Below are 13,846 nucleotides of genomic sequence, written 5' to 3' on the forward strand. Positions count from 1 at the left end.
CCTCGCGGGATGGGGGTCGGGGGCGGTGGGTGCCGCCGGGGGTGCGGTGGGGTGCTCCGGTTCTTAGCCTCGCACGGCGGCGAGGCGGTGGGCCGCAATCGCCCGGCGGGCGTAGCGGCGCGCGTACCGGCGGGTGGTCGCGATCTCCGGCTCGCGGGCGGCCGGCTCCCGGTAGGGGATCAGCGCGCGGTCGGAGGGGCCGGACGGGACTCCGGCGGGGTGGAGGGAGGTGCTCAGGAAGACGTTCATGGTGCCCACGTCCCTTCGGTGCGGTGCGGTCAGCTGTCGCCGCCGCCGTTGCGCAGGGTGTCGAGGTCTGCCTTGAGGGTGTTCACGGGGATGGCGAAGCCGAGGCCGACGCTGCCGGCCTGGCCGGAGGAGGAGGAAGCGGCGGAGTACATGGCCGAGTTGATGCCGATGATCTCGCCGTTCATGTTGATCAGGGCGCCACCGGAGTTCCCGGGGTTGAGCGAGGCGTCGGTCTGGATCGCCTTGTACGTGGTCGTGGACGGGCCGACGTCGCCGTTGTACTGGCCGCCGCCGAACTCGAACGGCCACCGGCCGGTGCCGCCGCCGGGTCGCTGTCCCTGGCCCTGGCCGGTGGAGATGGTCACGTCGCGGTCGAGCGCGGAGACGATGCCGCTGGTGACCGTGCCCGTCAGGCCCTCGGGCGAGCCGATGGCGACGACCTGGTCGCCGACCGAGACCCGGCTGGAGTCGCCCAGCGACGCGACCGGCAGGCCGCTCACGCCCTCGGCCTTCACCAGCGCGAGGTCCTTGCCGCCGTCGGTGCCGACGACGGCCGCGGTGACCGACTTGCCGGAGCTGAAGGTGACCTTGACCGAGTCCGCTCCGGAGACGACGTGGTTGTTGGTGACGATCTCACCGTCACCGGTGACGACCACGCCCGAGCCGGTCGACTGCCCGGCGCCGGACGTCGCGCTGATCTCCACGATGCTCGGGCTGACGGCGGCGGCCACGGCCGCGACGCCGGTGCTGCCCGAACTGCTGGTGCCGATCACCTTGGTCGTGGTGCCCGCCACGGCCGGCGAGGTGGTCGCCCGCCCCACCAGGGCGGCCGTCCCGCCGCCGATCAGCGCGGACACCAGCGCCACGGAGGCGACCAGGGCCACGGGCCGTCGCCTGCGTTGCCTGGGGATCCCGGTCGCGGGCGCCGGCATCGGCGTGGGCTGCGGCTGGGGCTGGGGCTGGGGCTGCGAGGCGTAGGGCGCCGGGTGTCCGTACGGGACGTGCGGCTCGTACGGCGGCCGGGACGGGTACCCGCCGGCGCCGGGGGACTGCTGCGGCTGCCGCGGGTCGTAGGCGTCGTCGTGACGGGTGCTCTCGTTCATGCCTATGACTGTGCTCGCCGAACATGAGAGCTTCCTGAGCGTGACCTGAGAACCGGGGCAGAGTTCCGTATGCCCGATATAAAGAACGAAGCGCCAGGTCAGGGCCTACGCTTACACGGCCCGTAGACAGGTCGCCGGTCGCGGCGGGCGGAGGCCCGCCGCGACCGGCGGAACGGTCAGTGGCAGCCGCAGCTGCGCCGCACGACCAGCCGGGACGGGAACTGCCGCAGCCGCTCCCGCCGCGAGCCGGAGACCCGCAGCCCGTCGTCCAGCACCAGGTCCACCGCCGCACGGGCCATCGCCTCGCGGTCCGAGGCCACCGTCGTCAGCGGCGGGTCGGTGAGCGCCGCCTCCTTGACGTCGTCGAAGCCGGCCACGGCCAGCTCGCCCGGCACGTCGATCCGCAGTTCGCGGGCCGCCCGCAGCACGCCGATGGCCTGGTCGTCGGTGGCGCACACGATCGCCGTCGGCCGGCCCGGCCGGGAGAGCAGCTCCAGGCCGACCTTGTAGGCGTCGTAGCGGTTGTACGGGGTGGAGTACAGGCGGCCCTCGACGGAGCGCCCGGCCTCCTGCATCGCACGGCGCCAGCCCTCGACGTGGTCGGTGACGGGGTCGCCGGACTTCGGGGTGGCCTCGGTGCCGCCGAGGCAGGCCACGAACTCGTGACCGTGCTCCAGCAGGTGCCGGGTGGCGAGCTGGGCGCCGCCGACGTCGTCCGTCACGACCGCGACGTCGTCGATCGCCTCGGGCCGCCGGTGCATCAGCACGACCCTCGCGTCCCAGGCGTCGATCTCCGTCGCCGCGTGCTCGCTGAGGCCCTGGCTGATGAGGATCAGCCCGGAGACCCGCATGCCGAGGAAGGCACGCAGGTAGTGCACTTCGCGCTCGTCGAGGTAGTCCGAGTTGCCGACCAGCACCATCTTGCCGCGCTCGGCGGCCGCCCTCTCGACGGCGTGCGCCATCTCCGCGAAGAACGGCTGCCGGGCGTCCGGCACGATCAGGCCTATGAGGTCCGTGCGACGGCTCGCCATCGCCTGGGCCACCCGGTCGGGGCGGTAGCCCAGTTGTTTGATCGCCGCGAGGACACGCTCGCGGGTGGCCGGTGCGACCGGCCGGGGTCCGTTGTTGATGACGTAGCTGACGACTGCGGTCGAGGTTCCCGCAAGCCTTGCCACATCGTCACGCGTCACCTTTGCCACGGGCCGAGTCTACGCGGGTACACCCGCGCGTCCCACCGTCTGTCCACAGGCGTGACCACCGCGTGATCAGCCGTTCCGGGAGGCGGTGACGGCCGTCCCCTGCCCGGGTGCCTCCTCGGCCGGCGACGGCGCCGGCTCCTCCGCCGTCCGCTCGCCCTTCTCCGGGGTGACGAAGCGGTAGCCGACGTTGCGGACGGTGCCGATCAGGGACTCGTGCTCGGGACCGAGCTTGGCGCGCAGCCGCCGTACGTGCACGTCCACGGTGCGCGTGCCGCCGAAGTAGTCGTAGCCCCAGACCTCCTGCAGGAGCTGGGCGCGGGTGAAGACCCGGCCCGGGTGCTGCGCGAGGTACTTGAGCAGCTCGAACTCCTTGAAGGTCAGGTCCAGGACCCGGCCCTTGAGCTTCGCGCTGTACGTGGCCTCGTCGACCGACAGGTCCCCGTTGCGGATCTCCATCGGGCTGTCGTCGACGCTGATCTGCTGCCGGCCCATCGCCAGCCGCAGCCGCGCCTCGACCTCGGCGGGCCCCGCGGTGTCCAGCAGGACGTCGTCGATGCCCCAGTCCGCGGTGACGGCCGCCAGGCCGCCCTCGGTGACCACCAGGACCAGCGGGCAGCCGGGTCCGGTGGAGCGCAGCAGCTGGCACAGCGAGCGGACCTGCGGCAGGTCGCGGCGGCCGTCGATGAGGATCACGTCGGCGCCGGGGGTGTCCACCAGCGCGGGGCCCTCGGCCGGGGCCACCCGTACATTGTGCAGCAGCAGTCCGAGCGCGGGGAGCACCTCGGTGGACGGCTGGAGTGCGTTGGTCAGGAGGAGGAGAGAGCTCACCGGCCGCTCCCATCGTTCATCGTCCGGTCATGCGTGTTCCGCTTGCCCATTGCGACCCTCCTCGGTCCCTGCGAGGACGTGTGCGTCCGCCGACGTGTGCGCTCCGGTCGCCCGGAAAGCACGAAAGGACCCGGGGGCGACGCTGCCCGGATCCTCTTGACCCAAGAGAATAGCCCACATGGAGTCGGTAAGTGAGTCCGCGGTTGCGCGGTCGTGTGTCCCGTCGATCATTTCCGGTGGGTTGCGAGCGGTGCTGACGGCCGAGGACCGGGTGCCGATCGACGCCGCGTACCTGCCCGGAGCGACGCCCGGAGGGCTCGCGATCGTGGTCGCGCACGGCTTCACCGGCGCCCTGGAGCGGCCGGCCGTGCGTCGCGCGGCGGAGATCTTCGCGCGGGTGGACGGCGTCGGCGGTGTGGTGACCTTCTCCTTCCGGGGGCACGGCCGCTCGGGCGGGCGCTCCACGGTCGGCGACCGCGAGGTCTGGGACCTGGACGCCGCGGTGCGCTGGGCACGGCGGCTGGGCCACCCCGCGGTGGCCTCGGTGGGCTTCTCCATGGGCGGTTCCGTCGTCCTGCGGCATGCGGGGCGCAAACCGGCGCACGATGGGGCGCACGTTGACGCCGTGGTCTCGGTGAGTGCGCCCGCGCGCTGGTACTACCGGGGTACGGCGCCGATGCGCCGGGTCCACTGGGCCATCACCCGCCCCGCCGGACGCCTGGTCTCCCGGGGGCTGCTGCACACGCGCATCCACGACAAGGACTGGGACCCCGTGCCCGTGCCCCCGGTCGAGGCGGTGCGGTCCATCGCGCCCACCCCGCTGCTCATCGTGCACGGCGACCGGGACGGCTACTTCCCGCTCGACCACCCGCTCTCCCTCGCCGACGCCGCGGGCGACGCAGCCGAGCTGTGGATCGAGCCCGGATTCGGCCACGCCGAGAACGCCGCGGCGCCCGCCCTCCTGCACCGCGTCGCGGTGTGGGCGGCCGAACGGGTCCGCCCCACTGGCACGCCCGGCTGACCCCGCGGCCCGCACACCCGGGCCCGCACACCCGGGCCCGGCCACCTCGCGGCGCCATCGCTGCGCCATCATGGACGGCGGCAGGACCCGCACGGCGAACGGAAGGACCGCTATGGCGGCACACGGAACCATCCGGTACTGGGCCGCGGCCAAGGCCGCCGCCGGCGCCGCGGAGGAGCCGTACCGGGAGGGCACCCTCGCCGAGGCGCTGGACGCGGCGCGCGAGCGCCACGCGTCGCGCCCCGAGTTCGCCCGCGTACTGGCGAACTGTTCGTTCCTGGTCGACGGGAACCCCGTCGGCACCCGGGACCACACCGGGGTGCGGCTGGCCGACGGCGGCACCGTCGAGGTGCTCCCGCCGTTCGCGGGAGGATGAGCACGTGACCGACAACCACGACTGGTACGACCGCGGCGCGGGCGCGATGCCCGCGCACGACGCCACCGCCGTCCTCCCGCCCGTCGGGGGCGCCCCGCAGCCGCCCCCGGACGGTGGCCGCGCCGCCCGGCGCCGGCAGGCGTCCCGCACCGGCTCGCCGATCATCGCCCCCGGCATGCAGCCCGCCCTCGTCACGGCCGTCCTGGCGCTGCTGCTGGCCGGCGGGGCGCTGCTGGGCCGCCCCGCGCTCGCCGCCGCGGGCGTGGTGCTGCAGGCGGTCACCGCGGCCGGCTGGTTCCGGCTGAACGGCATGTGGCCGGCGAGGCAGGGCATCGTGCTGGCCTTCCTCGCGGGCGTCACCGCCGAGGCCGCGGTGCTGATCGACGGGGCGGACAACGCCCCGGCCGTGATCGTCGGCACCCTCGGCGTCTGGCTGCTGCTCGTCCTCGTCCTGCAGCTGCGCCACCGCGGCAGTCCCGAGGAGCGGCTCTCCTCGCTGACCGCGACCACCGCCTCGACGCTCATCACGATCCTGGCCACCGGGTTCCTGGCGACCACGGCGGTCCCGCGGGGCACCGACGCCGTGGTGACCGCGGTGATCGCGGTCGCCGTCGCGACGCTCGCCCGGGCGATCCCGCTGCCCGGCGTCGTCTCCGTGGTCGTGGCGCTCGCCGCCGCCACTGGCAGCGGCATCGCGCTCGGACAGCTGGAGACCTCCGACGCGGCCCTGGTCGCGCTGGCCGCCGGGGTGTGCGCGCTGATCGGCCTGCGGGTGGCCAGCTACGACTTCCCGTCCCGGTTCGTCCACTTCACGGCGGGTGTGGCGCTGCCGCTGACCGCCGCGGCGCCGGGCGTCTACGTCATGGCCCGGGCACTGCTGGGCTGACACATGGACTGACACACCGACTAGGGTCGGTCCGAACACCGACTCGGGGGTTGTCTCATGCGTGCTCTGAAGGTCCTGCTCGTCCTCGTCGTGCTCCTCGGCGGCCTGTTCGTCGCGGCGGACCGGATCGCCGTGCACTTCGCGGAGTCCGAGGCGGCGGACCGGGCGCAGACCACGCTGGGGCTGACCTCCCCGCCGGGGATCGACATCAAGGGTTTCCCGTTCCTCACGCAGGTGCTGGCCAAGAAGCTGGACGACGTCGCGGTGACGGCGGACGGCGTGCAGGCCGCCGGCACCGGCGGGCAGACGCTGCGCGTCACCCGCTTCCAGGCCGACCTGCACGGGCTGGACCTGGGCAGCGGCTTCAGCAGCGCGGTCGCCGACACCGCCGAGGGCACCGCCCTCGTCAGCTACGAGGACCTCGCCAAGGCCGCCCCGAGCGGCGTGACCATCGGTTACGGGGGCACCTCGGCGGACGGCAAGGGCCAGATCAAGGTGGGGGTCGAGGTCTCCACCCCGGTCGGCTCGATCAAGCGCAGCGTGGTGAGCGGGATCAGCCTGGCCGGCAAGGACAGCATCAAGCTGAGCGCGGGCAAGATACCGGACCTGGACTCGCTTCCCCCGGTCGTGGAGGAGCTGGTCCGCGAGCGGATCGACTTCACCCGCGAACTGTCGGGCCTGCCGGAGGGCATCGAGCTCACGTCGGTGAGCGTGAACGCCGACGGCATCAGCATCGCGGCGACGGGCAAGAAGGTCGTTCTCGCCCAGTGAGACGAGGGTGTCCGCTCCGCAGTCGGGGCGGTACCAGGCAGGGGCGGGGCGGCCGCGCGGCAGCCCGGCACCTGATGTTCATCTCGCAGTACGGACAATCTTATCTCGGGATACGGACCGCCGGTGACACCGGCCGGTCCCCTTCCCTACGATCGAGCCCATGAAGCGACAGGCGGATCTCACGAAGCGGCGGGCAGTCGACCTGTGCCGTGTCGCCGCCATGCTCTGTCGCATCCCGTAGGGGCCCCCGCGCCGTCTTCCGGCGCCGCACGCGGCCCCGCCCTTCCCCGCGCAAAAGCCGCGACGCGCCCGTGCAGCGCAGCCCGGCACCTGTGCGCACCCGTCCGTGCGCCGAGACATCCGCAACTGCCCCGGAGGAGAACAGCAATGAGCCGCAGTGACGTCCTGGTGGACGCCGACTGGGTCCAGGCCCGGATCGACGACCCGAAGGTGGTCATCGTCGAGGTCGACGAGGACACGTCGGCGTACGACAAGAACCACATCAAGAACGCCGTCCGGATCGACTGGAAGACCGACCTCCAGGACCCGGTGCGCCGTGACTTCGTCGACCAGGCCGGCTTCGAGAAGCTGCTGTCGGAGAAGGGCATCGCCAACGACGACACCGTCGTGCTCTACGGCGGCAACAACAACTGGTTCGCGTCCTACGCCTACTGGTACTTCAAGCTCTACGGCCACCAGGACGTCAAGCTCCTCGACGGCGGCCGCAAGAAGTGGGAGCTGGACTCCCGCGACCTGGTCGACGGCTCCGAGGTGCCCGTCCGCCCGGCCACGCAGTACACGGCCCAGGCCCAGGACGCCTCGATCCGCGCCTTCCGCGACGACGTGATCGCCGCCATCGGCAGCCTCAACCTCGTCGACGTCCGCTCGCCCGACGAGTTCTCCGGCAAGCTGCTCGCCCCGGCGCACCTGCCGCAGGAGCAGTCGCAGCGCCCGGGCCACGTCCCGACCGCCCGCAACATCCCGTGGTCGAAGTCGGCCAACGACGACGGCACCTTCAAGTCGGACGACGAGCTGAAGGAGCTGTACGAGGGCGAGGGCGTGGACCTGGCCAGGGACACCATCGCCTACTGCCGCATCGGCGAGCGCTCCGCGCACACCTGGTTCGTGCTGCACGAGCTGCTCGGCCAGCCCAACGTCAAGAACTACGACGGTTCCTGGACCGAGTACGGCTCCCTCGTCGGCGTGCCGATCGAGCTCGGCGCCGCCAAGTAAGCCCCCAGACCCCCGACCCGGAGGAACAGCACCATGTGTGGAGCGAAGACCGGCGGCCCGGACCTGGCCGGCATCGACGTGGCGACCGAGACGATCATCCAGGGTTCCGTGACCCGCGACGGCGAGCCGGTGACCGGCTACGTCCGGCTGCTGGACGGCGGCGGCGAGTTCACGGCCGAGGTCCCGACCTCGGCGACCGGCCAGTTCCGCTTCTTCGCGGCCCCGGGCTCGTGGACGCTGCGCGCCCTCGTGCCGGGCGCGACGGTGGACCGTTCCGTCGTGGCCCGGCAGGGCGACCTCACCGAGGTCGCCATCGCCGTCTGACCCGGCGACCGCGCGGGCGGAGAAGGGCCGCAATCCCACCGGGCCACCGAGTGGGAGTGCGGCCCTTCGGGTCGTACCGTGGAAGGGTGTCCACGAGGCGGCGTCGTCGCTGGTATTACGCCATGATGGGCAGTTGCGTGCTGCTCTTCGTCCTGGCGTGGAGCCTCGTGCGCCTGTGGTCGGTGCCGGTGGCCGTCGGGATGTGCGTGGTGGCCATGGTCATCCCGCCGATCGCCGCCGTCGTGGCGAACCGCAGGGGCCCGGACGAACACTGGTGGGACGAGACCGGCGACCCCAAGTCCGACGAGTGGTGGCGCGAGCTGGACCGCCGCGACGACCACCGCGACCAGCGCTGACGCCCGGGGGAGCCGCGCCCGCGCGCCCCGCCGAGTTGCACCCGGCCCGGCGGCTCAGTAGACGAGCGCCTGCGTGCCGTCGGCCATGGCCTCGCTGACGAAGACCTGCGCACCGGCGATCCGGATGCCCTCCAGCACGTCCTTCTCCGTGATGTCCCGGCGCGCCGCGCACTGCGTGCACAGCGTGATCCGGCCGCCCGCCAGGATCCCCTCGATCAGCTCGGGCAGCGGCGCGGCGTGCGGCAGCTCGAACTCCGCGGCCCGTCCCGGCAGCGCGAACCACGAGGACTCGCCGGTCAGCCAGAGCGACACCTCGACGCCGCTGGCGACCGCCACCGCCGCCACCGTGAACGCCTGGGAGCAGCGTTCGGGAGCGTCCGCACCTGCGGTTACCTTGATCACGAGCTTCTTCGCCATGGTCATACCCTAGGGTGGCCCGTCTCACAGGAAAAACACTGGGAGCGTTTACCAGCGCTCGGCATAATGCGTTCGCCGCGTAGGTGCGATCAGCGCGCCGGCCGCGGATTTCTGCCCGGGGGGGCTTGTGGAAGCGCGTACCGATTCGCGTACCGGCGTCGTGATCGCCACGATCGTCGGACTTGTTGTGCTCGCGACATTGACTGCGGGGGCCGTCGTGGCGTTCGGCTCCTCTTCGTCGTCGTCCGCGTCCGCGTCGCCGGGCGGGGCCGAGCCGAGCAGCCGGGGTCCGGAGACGGCGGACCCCGCGACGCCGTCCCCGACGGCGTCCCCGAGCCGCCGAGCGACAGCGACGCCCTCGCCCGCCGGCACCCTCAAGGGCTCCGTGGACGACGGGAAGCACCGCGGCGACCTGCGCTACTTCCTGCTCGTCCCGCCGGCGGACGCCGAGGTCTACGGCGACGAGGAGGGCACCGAGCTCTCCCGTTCCGAGGTCGCCGACTCCGCCGAGGTGAAGCAGGCCCTGGCCACCTACGGCTTCAAGGCGGCGGCCCAGCGGACCTACCTCACCGGCGACGGCGAGTACGAGGTCTCCGCGCAGCTCGTCCGCTTCGCGAGCGCCGGCTCCGCCACCGGCTACTACAACGCCTTCTACTACCAGGGCACGCGGCTCACGCTCCCCGCGTCGGGCAGCCCCGCCAAGGCCTACCGGCTGTCGTCCTCCTCCGCCGAGAGCACCGGCTCGGTGATCGTCCTGTCCCACCAGGGCGACGTGCACGTCACCCTCTCGGTCACCGGGGCGAAGACCCCCGGCAAGGCCCTGCTCGCCCGGCTCCTCGACCAGCAGTACCGGCGCCTGAAGACCGGCCGCTGAGCCGCACACCGAAGTCACCGGCCGGTCCGCGCGCCGGCCGCACCCAACCACGGACACACCAGTGGAGAACCCTTTGTCCCAGGACACCCCCGTACCGGAACAGGACGCCCCTGTTCCGGACGGGCCCCCCGTCCGCCCGCCGCGCAGACGTGGCCGGACCACCCTGCTGATCGCCTGCGCGGCGGTCCTCGGCGTCCTCGCGGGCGCCGGCGCCGGGTACCAGATCCAGTACGACCGCCCCGAGACGCCGCTCCCCCCGCTCGCCCAGCCGAAGCTCCCGCAGCCCAAGGGCGCCGCCCCCGCGGCGAAGCCGCTCGCGGCGGCCGAGGACACGCTGCCCAAGTACGACGGGGACCTGCGCAAGCTGCTGGTGAAGAAGCCGAAGGGCGCCAAGGACCTCGACGGCACGTTCGGCGAGGACCACTGGCTCTCGCTGTACGACTACGCCGACACCTACGAGGAACCGGACAGCATGTTCAGCGAGCTGAACAGCAACGACTTCCGGAGGGCGGCCGTCTCCATCTGGCGGACCGGTGGCTACGCCACGTCCGTCACCACCGAGGTCCACCTGATCCAGTTCCGCGACGAGGCGGACACCTACACCGACGAGATGCTCGCGGGTCAGCAGGGCTACATGGCCGGGAAGAAGTACGCGGGCAACAAGGGGACGGCCATCCCCGGCGCCTTCGACGGCAGGGCGTGGGTGTACTCCAAGCCCTGGACGAAGGCGGGCTACCTGCCCATGTACACGGCGCGCGCCCTGGCCCGCAAGGGCACGGTCATGATGGACATCTGGGTGCACTCGGACCGGCCGATCAAGAAGTCCACCATCATGTCCCTGGCCGAGCGGCAGTGGGAGCGGCTGTGAGCGACGAGAACACCCCTGTCCCGGCGGAGCCGCAGCAGCCGCAGCCCGAGGCCCCGGCGGCCCGGCCCGAGCCGCAGCCGGACCAGCCGGAGGGCCAGTCGGCCGGGCCCGAGGCCCAGCCGGCACCGCTCGCCGGGCTTCCGCCCGCGGACGGGACCACCGGGCCGGAGGCCGCCCCCGCGCCCCGCCGCGGCCGCCGTGGCCTCGCCCTGGGCATCGCGGCCGCGCTGGTCGCCGTCGTCGCGGGCGGTGGCATCGGCGTCGCCGTGCTGCAGCACCAGAAGGACGACGGCAAGCAGGCGAGCCCGCGGACCTGGAAGGCCCCCGAGCCGAAGAAGACCGGCGAGTACGGCAGCCAGTCCGGCGGCAGCCACTACGGCGCGCTCGGCAAGCTGCTGCTGCCCGTGCCCGATGCGTACCTGCCGGGCCCGGACGTCGGCGAGTACGGCAACGACGCGGAGTTCACCGGCAAGGAGGCCGTGGCCGTCTTCGAGGGCGACCTCGCCGGGCTGCCGAAGAAGCAGCGGGACCGTCTGCACAAGGCCGTGGCGGGGCTGCACATCCAGGGCGTGGGTCTGCGGACGTACCGCGAGGTGTCGGGCGAGGCCGTCTTCGAGACGCAGATCGTCCAGATGAAGAACAAGCGCGCGGCGCGCGCCGGCACCGAGTTCTTCACCGAGTTCACCAAGGCGCTCGGAGTCTTCAGGAACGGGCCGAAGATCGAGGGCCACGCCAAGGCGCGCTGCGTCCTGCCGCCCAAGAAGCCCGGCGCGAAGCTCGACGCCATGATCTGCGAGGCGACCGAGGGCGACCTGACCATCCGCATGTCCGTCTCGGGCGCCTCGCCGCTGAAGAAGGACGACGCCGCGGATCTGTTCAAGCAGCAGCTCGACCGCGTACAGGACCCGGGAGAGGCCGCATGACCGAGCAGACCCAGAGCGACGACGTGACGATCCCCGCGCAGGCCGCCGCCCCGGCGGAGGAGACCCTCACGGACGCCGCCCCCGCGGCGGCTCCCTCCGGGGACGACGCGGCGGAGGCCGTGCCTGCGGAGGCCGCCGGGCCCGTCGTCGCCGAAGCCACGACGGAGCCCGCGTCGACGGAGAACGCCCCGGTGCAGCCCTCGCCGGTGGACGCCACCTCCGCGGCGGACGCCCCGGTGGAGCCCGTGCCCGCCGAGGCGGTCTCCGAGGTGGTCTCCGCGGAGCCTGCCGCACCCCGCCCGCGGAAGCGGCTGCGGGAGCGCAGGGGGCTGCGCGCCGCCGTGCGGTGGACCGCCGCCGTCGTGGCGTTCGCGGCCCTCGGCGGGGCCGCGGCGTACGCCGTCACGCAGCCCGAGCGGACCGAGATCCCGGGTCTGCGGACCCCGGACGACGGCCGGTGGACCTACCCCGCCCTGAAGCTGCCCAAGCTGCCGGCCGGGGCGCCCCGGCCGCTGGACGGGGACCACAACCCGCCCCGCCGGCACTACGCGGACATCCGCACCCTGCTGCTGCCGGCGCCCGCCGGGGCCAAGGTCGACAAGACCTTCCCGGGCGCCACGGGGTGGCTGCCGACCCGCGACTTCCTGGAGGTCTTCCGCGAGGACGACCGCAAGAAGCTGACCGGGAAGCTCGAGCAGAACACCCTCCGGCACATCGCCGCCCGCGCCTGGACCATGGGCGACGGCACCCGCGCGGAGGTCTACCTGCTGCAGTTCGCGACCTGGGGGTACTCGAGCGACGTCAAGGACGCGCTCATCGACGACGGCACCCTCGCCAAGGCCGAGGCGGCCGACTACGACACGGACTGGGATTCGACGTCGCTCGACGACTCCGACCTGCACCTGTCCCTCTACGACGAGGACAAGCCGCGCGGCGCCGAGCACGTCCGGTACGGCTACGTCCAGTCCGGCGACGTCGTGGCCATGGTCGTGCTCTCCAAGGCCGGGACCCAGCCGGCCGTCCCGTTCCACCAGGCCGTGCTGCTGCAGGCGCAGCTGCTCGGCTGACGAGGGCACCGGGACATCGGGGGCGGGCGCGGCGCGTGGGGCGGACCTCACGCGGCCGCGCCCGCACCCGCCCACTAGACTCGTAGCTGGCCCACCGGGCCGCCGACCGTCCGCGCCTGCCCGAGGAGCACGCTCGTGAGCGCCATTGAGTTCTTCTTCGACACCCTGCTCGTCCTGGTCTGCCTTGGCGTCATCGCGTTCTCCGCTCTGGCCGTGAAGAAGCTCTACCAGGGACAGCGCTGAACATGATCGAGATCCCCTCCGACCTGCATCCCGACCTGGTCCCGCTCGCCTTCCTCCTGGGCACCTGGGAGGGCGCGGGCGTCTTCGACTTCCCCGGCGCCGAGAAGTGCAACTTCGGGCAGGAAGTGATCTTCAGCCACGACGGGCGGCCGTTCCTGGAGTACACCTCCAAGTCCTGGGTGCTGGACGCCGAGGGCAAGCCGGTGAAGCCGCTGGAGAGCGAGTCGGGCTTCTGGCGGATCGACGAGGACCGCAAGGTCGAGATCACCATGACCCGCGACGACGGCGTGATCGAGATCTGGTACGGCGAGCTCGCCGAGGGCAAGCCGCAGATCGACCTGGTCACCGACGCCGTGGCCCGGCTCGGCGACGCGCCCCCGTACAGCGGCGGCAAGCGCCTGTACGGCTACGTCAAGAGCGACCTGATGTGGGTGGGCGAGAAGGCCACCCCCGAGGTGCCGCTGCGCCCCTACATGTCGGCGCACCTGAAGAAGGTCGTCAACCCCAGCGAGTGGGCGAAGGACCTCAAGGACCTCCCGGACGACGGCATCGCCTTCTTCCGCTGAGCCGCCCCGCGGGCCCCGCGCGACCCCCGAGGGGGATCACGACTCCGTGATCCCCCTTTCCCTTGCCTAGACTGTCCTCGTGGTCACCACGGACTGGAAGAGCGACCTGAGGCAGCGCGGCTACCGGCTGACGCCGCAGCGGCAGCTTGTCCTGGAGGCGGTCGACACGCTGGAGCACGCGACGCCGGACGACATCCTGACCGAGGTGCGCAGGACCGCCTCGGGCGTCAACATCTCCACGGTCTACCGCACCCTGGAGCTCCTGGAGGAACTGGGCCTGGTCAGCCACGCCCACCTCGGGCACGGCGCTCCCACCTACCACCTCGCCGACCGGCACCACCACATGCACCTGGTCTGCCGGGACTGCGAGTCGGTCATCGAGGCCGACGTGTCCGTCGCCGAGCCGCTGACCGCGCGGCTGCGCGAGACGTACGGCTTCGAGACCGACATGAAGCACTTCGCGATCTTCGGCCGGTGCGCGGACTGCGCGGGGAGGCCCCGAACGCCTGAGGGTTCAAGTAACCGGACGTAGGCTGGTGGGC

General features: G+C 72.6%; 19 protein-coding genes. 14 read left to right on the forward strand and 5 right to left on the reverse strand.

From position 1 onward, the window contains the following. Positions 1–63: 63 nt before the first annotated feature. The 4 genes from PV341_RS23520 to PV341_RS23535 all read right to left on the reverse strand — a co-directional run bounded on the left by PV341_RS23520 (position 64) and on the right by PV341_RS23535 (position 3,379). The gene (locus tag PV341_RS23520; protein WP_499513119.1) at positions 64–249 is read right to left on the reverse strand and encodes a hypothetical protein; all 186 of its coding nucleotides are present in this window, start codon (positions 247–249) and stop codon (positions 64–66) included. 29 nt (positions 250–278) lie between these two features. Beyond that, positions 279–1,352: a S1C family serine protease gene (locus PV341_RS23525; RefSeq protein WP_500330738.1), complete on the reverse strand. Its 1,074-nt coding sequence runs from the start codon at positions 1,350–1,352 to the stop codon at positions 279–281. A 176-nt stretch (positions 1,353–1,528) separates the two neighbouring features. Next, on the reverse strand, positions 1,529–2,551 hold the full coding sequence (locus tag PV341_RS23530) for a LacI family DNA-binding transcriptional regulator (RefSeq protein WP_500330740.1): 1,023 nt from the start codon (positions 2,549–2,551) through the stop codon (positions 1,529–1,531). A 66-nt stretch (positions 2,552–2,617) separates the two neighbouring features. Then, the gene (locus PV341_RS23535) at positions 2,618–3,379 is read right to left on the reverse strand and encodes a response regulator transcription factor (protein ID WP_500330742.1); all 762 of its coding nucleotides are present in this window, start codon (positions 3,377–3,379) and stop codon (positions 2,618–2,620) included. 178 nt (positions 3,380–3,557) lie between these two features. On the opposite strand from PV341_RS23535, the gene PV341_RS23540 reads away from it, so the two are divergent. The 8 genes from PV341_RS23540 to PV341_RS23575 all read left to right on the forward strand — a co-directional run bounded on the left by PV341_RS23540 (position 3,558) and on the right by PV341_RS23575 (position 8,346). Beyond that, on the forward strand, positions 3,558–4,400 hold the full coding sequence (locus PV341_RS23540) for an alpha/beta hydrolase (RefSeq protein ID WP_500330744.1): 843 nt from the start codon (positions 3,558–3,560) through the stop codon (positions 4,398–4,400). 112 nt (positions 4,401–4,512) lie between these two features. Next, the gene (locus tag PV341_RS23545) at positions 4,513–4,776 is read left to right on the forward strand and encodes a MoaD/ThiS family protein (RefSeq protein WP_500330746.1); all 264 of its coding nucleotides are present in this window, start codon (positions 4,513–4,515) and stop codon (positions 4,774–4,776) included. Positions 4,777–4,780: 4 nt separating this feature from the next. After that, complete coding sequence (locus tag PV341_RS23550; RefSeq protein WP_500330748.1) at positions 4,781–5,662, forward strand: hypothetical protein; 882 nt, start codon at positions 4,781–4,783, stop codon at positions 5,660–5,662. Positions 5,663–5,719: 57 nt separating this feature from the next. Next, a complete protein-coding gene (locus tag PV341_RS23555) occupies positions 5,720–6,433 on the forward strand; it encodes an LmeA family phospholipid-binding protein (protein WP_500330750.1) in 714 nt (237 codons plus the stop codon). A 160-nt stretch (positions 6,434–6,593) separates the two neighbouring features. Further along, complete coding sequence (locus tag PV341_RS23560) at positions 6,594–6,674, forward strand: putative leader peptide (RefSeq protein WP_360910367.1); 81 nt, start codon at positions 6,594–6,596, stop codon at positions 6,672–6,674. A 146-nt stretch (positions 6,675–6,820) separates the two neighbouring features. Next, positions 6,821–7,666, forward strand: coding sequence for a sulfurtransferase (locus PV341_RS23565; RefSeq protein ID WP_500330752.1), 846 nt, complete (start codon positions 6,821–6,823; stop codon positions 7,664–7,666). Between the two features lie 33 nt (positions 7,667–7,699). Next, positions 7,700–7,990 carry a DUF1416 domain-containing protein gene (locus PV341_RS23570; RefSeq protein WP_500330753.1) on the forward strand — a complete coding sequence of 97 codons (291 nt, stop codon included), beginning with the start codon at positions 7,700–7,702 and terminating at the stop codon, positions 7,988–7,990. Between the two features lie 122 nt (positions 7,991–8,112). Further along, on the forward strand, positions 8,113–8,346 hold the full coding sequence (locus PV341_RS23575; RefSeq protein WP_499516897.1) for a hypothetical protein: 234 nt from the start codon (positions 8,113–8,115) through the stop codon (positions 8,344–8,346). 54 nt (positions 8,347–8,400) lie between these two features. Here the strand turns inward: PV341_RS23575 and PV341_RS23580 are convergent, their stop codons facing one another. Continuing rightward, positions 8,401–8,763 carry a DsrE family protein gene (locus tag PV341_RS23580; protein WP_500358913.1) on the reverse strand — a complete coding sequence of 121 codons (363 nt, stop codon included), beginning with the start codon at positions 8,761–8,763 and terminating at the stop codon, positions 8,401–8,403. Positions 8,764–9,148: 385 nt separating this feature from the next. Between PV341_RS23580 and PV341_RS23585 the strand changes: the two genes are divergently transcribed. From PV341_RS23585 to PV341_RS23610, 6 genes are all read left to right on the forward strand, one after another. Next, entirely contained in the window at positions 9,149–9,637 is a 489-nt protein-coding gene (locus PV341_RS23585) for a hypothetical protein (protein WP_500358914.1), read from the forward strand. 73 nt (positions 9,638–9,710) lie between these two features. Continuing rightward, positions 9,711–10,505, forward strand: a complete 795-nt coding sequence (locus PV341_RS23590; protein ID WP_500358915.1) for a hypothetical protein — start codon at positions 9,711–9,713, stop codon at positions 10,503–10,505. Then, a complete protein-coding gene (locus PV341_RS23595; protein ID WP_500358916.1) occupies positions 10,502–11,428 on the forward strand; it encodes a hypothetical protein in 927 nt (308 codons plus the stop codon). Before PV341_RS23590 ends, PV341_RS23595 begins: the two co-directional genes overlap by 4 nt. Next, positions 11,425–12,495 (forward strand): hypothetical protein, encoded by a 1,071-nt coding sequence (locus tag PV341_RS23600; protein WP_500358917.1) that lies wholly within the window; start codon positions 11,425–11,427, stop codon positions 12,493–12,495. The genes PV341_RS23595 and PV341_RS23600 overlap by 4 nt, the downstream gene beginning before the upstream one ends. A 245-nt stretch (positions 12,496–12,740) precedes the next feature. After that, positions 12,741–13,304: a heme-binding beta-barrel domain-containing protein gene (locus PV341_RS23605; protein ID WP_500330764.1), complete on the forward strand. Its 564-nt coding sequence runs from the start codon at positions 12,741–12,743 to the stop codon at positions 13,302–13,304. Between the two features lie 79 nt (positions 13,305–13,383). Next, a complete protein-coding gene (locus PV341_RS23610; RefSeq protein ID WP_500330766.1) occupies positions 13,384–13,836 on the forward strand; it encodes a Fur family transcriptional regulator in 453 nt (150 codons plus the stop codon). The last annotated feature ends 10 nt before the right edge of the window (positions 13,837–13,846 follow it).

Source organism: Streptomyces sp. PA03-1a, assembly GCF_033792805.1.
GTDB lineage: Bacteria > Actinomycetota > Actinomycetes > Streptomycetales > Streptomycetaceae > Actinacidiphila.